Annotated in this window: 4 protein-coding genes; 2 read left to right on the top strand and 2 right to left on the bottom strand. The window is 47.7% G+C overall.

Annotation, left to right across the window (positions count from 1 at the left end; genetic code table 11):
• Together recJ and B7X71_RS12725 are read right to left on the bottom strand one after the other, a co-directional pair.
• Positions 1-1,624 (bottom strand): single-stranded-DNA-specific exonuclease RecJ (gene recJ, locus B7X71_RS12730; RefSeq protein ID WP_293600928.1); only part of this gene is annotated, 1,624 nt, incomplete at its 3' end.
• A 122-nt stretch (positions 1,625-1,746) separates the two neighbouring features.
• The gene (locus B7X71_RS12725) at positions 1,747-2,601 is read right to left on the bottom strand and encodes a hypothetical protein (RefSeq protein WP_293600927.1); all 855 of its coding nucleotides are present in this window, start codon (positions 2,599-2,601) and stop codon (positions 1,747-1,749) included.
• Positions 2,602-2,650: 49 nt separating this feature from the next.
• Between B7X71_RS12725 and B7X71_RS12720 the strand changes: the two genes are divergently transcribed.
• On the top strand, positions 2,651-3,910 hold the full coding sequence (locus B7X71_RS12720; protein ID WP_293598516.1) for a lipoprotein-releasing ABC transporter permease subunit: 1,260 nt from the start codon (positions 2,651-2,653) through the stop codon (positions 3,908-3,910).
• A partial coding sequence (locus tag B7X71_RS12715; protein WP_293600926.1) for an ATP-binding cassette domain-containing protein occupies positions 3,903-4,265 on the top strand: 363 nt, incomplete at its 3' end. The genes B7X71_RS12720 and B7X71_RS12715, both read left to right, overlap by 8 nt.

Here is a 4,265-nt window from a genome sequence, read left to right as displayed (position 1 = left end):
CGCCGGTAAATGGTTTGCTGGCTAACTGGCCATCCCCAATCGGGCGAAGCTGTAAGCGTAGATGTTTTTCCTTCATGAGGCTTTGTTGTCCGACCTCAAATTCCCCATAAAAAATGGGCTGAGGAAAGCCCTGACCCCAGATTTCTTCGGCAAGAAGATCGCCCGTTTCTGGCGTGAACTCAGAAAGATCAAGAGAGCCATCATGAATATGGCGACGCTCTAATAGTTCATCATTCAGTAATTCATTGGCAACATTTTGAAAAACTGCATCAAACTTTTCAAAATCCGCTTTTCTAATACTCAGACCCGCTGCCATGGCATGCCCGCCAAATTTGAGAATCAGACCTGGCTCACGTTTAGAAACAATATCTAAAGCATCGCGTAGATGAAAGCCTGTCAACGATCTGCCGGAACCACGTAATTCTTCTCCGCTAGCACCATCAGCAGGGGCAAACACAATTGCAGGGCGATTAAAACGTTCTTTGAGGCGGGATGCCACGATACCAACTACGCCTTGATGCCACTCTGCATTCCAAAGACAAATGCTAGAGCGCTCGTCCATCGTGCCTGCCAGTTGATCTTCAGCAAGGTGGGCGAGGGCGGCTTCTTGCATGCCGCCTTCAATGACGCGTCGCTCGCGATTAATGCGATCTAGTTCGTATGCTAGTTCAATAGCCTCGTCAGGTTTATCGCTAAGCAATAAACGAATACCTAAAGTCATGTCTGCTAAGCGTCCTGCAGCATTAAGTCGAGGTCCAATGGCAAAACCTAAATCAAAGGTATTGGCCTTACGAGGATCCCGTGTTGCGGCTTTAAATAGTGCCTGAATACCTGCTTGTGACACTCCAGCGCGAATACGCTTTAAGCCATTGGAAACCAAGATGCGGTTATTGCGATCAAGTTGCGCCACATCTGCAACAGTACCTAAGGCCACCAAATCTAATAAGCTCTCGATTTTAGGTTGAGTCTCAGCAGTAAATTTTCCGCGCTTGCGAAGTTCTGCACGAAGAGCCACCAATAAATAGAACATCACCCCCACGCCTGCAAGCGCTTTGCTTGGGAATGTGCAGCCAGGCTGATTGGGGTTCACGATTGCAGTCGCTTTTGGTAATCGATCACCTGGTAAGTGGTGGTCAGTCACGATGACTTCCATGCCCAATTCGCGAGCTCGATCAACACCAGATTCACTAGCAATACCGTTATCAACCGTAATGAGATATTTGGGTTTGGGAGTTTGCTGCGCAGCTAAATCCACTACCTCTGGAGTTAGTCCGTAGCCCATCGTAAAACGATTCGGCACTAAGAACTGAATGGGGGTATCTGGCCCACCCAACATCTTTAAGCCTCTGAGCGCAACAGCACAGGCAGTGGCGCCATCACAGTCGTAGTCTGCCACCACCAGCATCGCTTCCTGACGCTCGAGAATATCGGCGAGTAGGGTGGCGGTGCTGATGCAATTTTTCAACTCCACTGGTGAGAGAAGTTGTTTGAGATCTAATGAGAGTTCATCGGGTTTATCAATACCACGCGCTGCGTACAGTCTAGCCAGTAGTGGGTGTAAACCGCTTTGTTGCAACCAACTGGCCGTACGATCAGAAAAGGGGCGCTGAGAAAATACACTCATGCTGAGATGATTTGTGACCAAGTTAAGGGTGCTGATTTTTTTCAGAAGGCCCAAGATTTTTTATGTAGGTCTTTAGCTGTAAAGATTCTGTGGCGGGTTTGACCCTTTTGAAAAACGATAATTTAAATTTCATGCAATTCTTGATTGAGAAGCGCTCTGCTCAAGTTATCCCAAATACCCTCGGGGCGATCAATCCACGCAAAGGCATTCTGAAGTTTTGAGAAATCAATTTCGTTCTGCTGGGAAATTCCAAGATACTTTGCCAATCCAGGTAGAAGAGCATGATCTCCATATATCTGATTTACTTTCTCAAACAATTGAGGAGTCTGAATATCCGCTAGTTTGCCGATGCCGCTAATCCACAGCGAGTTCATGCTGGGGTATCCGCGTTGCTCCCGTTCTACATTGACTTCGTCAATATGCCAGAGCATCTGAATTTCATTCTGGAGTTTGCGCCAGAGTTTGGCTATCCCAATTTCACTCGTATCGCGTGGCATCCACCAATCGATATTGCGCCCGTGTGCTTGATCAATGGAGTGAGTGGCTAGACTGGCAAACGGCCCTGCTGGAATAAACCAATCACGCTGCCCTTGGAATAAGACTTTGCTGCCAAAATCCTCTTCAATAAATGGGAGGGCAACATTTAGTAATCTGGCGGATTCATTTTCAGTCAGATCTATCTGACTTTGTGCCATCAAAATCAAGTGATCTCGGGTAGCGTGCAGGTGCACCGGTTGAAGGCAGGCTATGGTTTCATTTGGATTGATCGTCAAGTCACTCTGACCTAATAGCAATATCGGAGCTATTGGGAGCCTGTCACCTAATAGAAACCGCTCTTGTGGTAGTCCACTTGGCGGGGTATTCTGGTCCAATCCAGCGTCAATAGCATCTTCACCTGACACCATCAGGGTAAAGCGTCGCAAAGCACTTGCGGGGGAGGTCAAATTAGCAGTCATTCCCCTGATTTTAGGTGGCATTTACAGTTTCCATTGGTTGGCTCGTTTAATTCACTAAACTGTGTGTATGTTGAGACTTCCTATTGAGCTAGAAATTGGCCTGCGCTACACCCGATCCAAGCGTCGGAAGACCATGGGTAAGCGTGATGGCTTCCTTTCTTTTATCTCCGGAATCTCCACCGCTGGCATTGCTTTGGGCGTTGCCGCCCTGATTGTGGTGCTTTCGGTCATGAATGGCTTCCAAAAGGAAGTGCGCGATCGGATGCTTTCCGTCCTTTCGCATGTTGAAATTACTGCCCCAGATGGTTTGGCCAATTGGGAGCCGGTTGCCCTCAAGGTCGCTGCTCAGCCTCACGTTGTTGGTGTCGCCCCCATGGTGAGCTCACAAGGTTTATTGAGTCGCGATAGTGTGATGCGTGGCGTCGCTATCAGAGGTGTGCTTCCAAGCGAGGAGGGTAAGGTTTCCGATCTACCAAAACAGTTTGTAAACGGTAGCATTGAGGATCTGAAGCCGGGTGCTTTTGGTGTTGCATTGGGCGCCCAGCTTGCCAATATGGTTGGGGCGCGCGTGGGTGATCGTATTAATCTGATCGTGCCAGAAAGTGATCTCACTCCAGCAGGCGCAATGCCTAGAATGCGAACCCTTCAAGTCGTCGGTATTGTTGATAGCGGTCATTATGAATATGACAGCTCCCTTGCCATCATGCATTGGAAAGATGCTGCCGCTTTATTACGTTTACAGGATCCATCTGGTTTGCGCGTGAAGGTCGATGATATGCAACGTGCACCAGAGATTGCATCTGAGTTAGCTCAAGTTGTTCCGCAGGCATTGTGGGTTAGCGACTGGTCACGCTCGAATCGGAATTGGTTTGCCGCTGTTCAGACTGAAAGGAAGATGATGTTCATCATCCTGACCCTGATTATTGCTGTAGCTGCCTTTAATTTGGTTTCTACCTTAGTAATGACGGTGAATGAGAAGCAAGCCGATATTGCCATCTTGAGAACGATGGGCGCAAGTCCAGGACTCATTCAGCGCATCTTCTTGGTGCAAGGATTAGCGATTGGTTTGCTAGGCTCTCTAGCCGGTGTTGGTTTGGGGCTCCTTATCGCTTTAAATATTGATGTGATTGTTCCCGCTATAGAGGCAATCTTCCGGGTGCGCTTCTTGCCCCGCGATGTGTACTTTATTAGCGAACTTCCATCAGATGTTCGTTTATCTGATGTTGTTACTGTGGGTCTTATGGCTTTCGGCCTCTCTATATTAGCAACCCTGTATCCAAGTAGACGTGCCGCTCAAGTTCAGCCTGCGGAGGCATTGCGCTATGAGTAATTTCAAGAATGAAAAAAACAGTGGTGTGATTCTGAGTGCATCCGACCTAGCAAAGACCTATGGCAAAGGACCAACAGCAGTTGATGTTCTTAAGGAAATTGATTTACAGGTAAACGCTTCCGAGAAGGTAGCTATAGTAGGATCCTCTGGCTCAGGCAAAAGTACCTTGCTGCATTTATTGGGTGGTTTAGATACGCCTAGCGCAGGGACAGTCATCTTGGCTGGAGAAAATCTCCATCAATTGCCAATAAGAAAACTAGATCAATTGCGCAATCAGAGTTTGGGTTTCATTTATCAGTTCCATCATCTCTTAGATGAATTCAGTGCCGTTGAAAATGTCGCCTTACCATTACGT

Source organism: Polynucleobacter sp. 39-46-10, from assembly GCF_002282275.1.
The sequence above is the reverse complement of the archived record's forward strand: the minus strand, read 5'-3'. Positions and strand labels throughout refer to the sequence as shown.

Excerpts from the sequence above, each read along its gene's own strand:
- B7X71_RS12725 (WP_293600927.1), bottom strand. The coding sequence starts at position 2,601 with ATGCCACCTAAAATCAGGGGAATGACTGCTAATTTGACCTCCCCCGCA.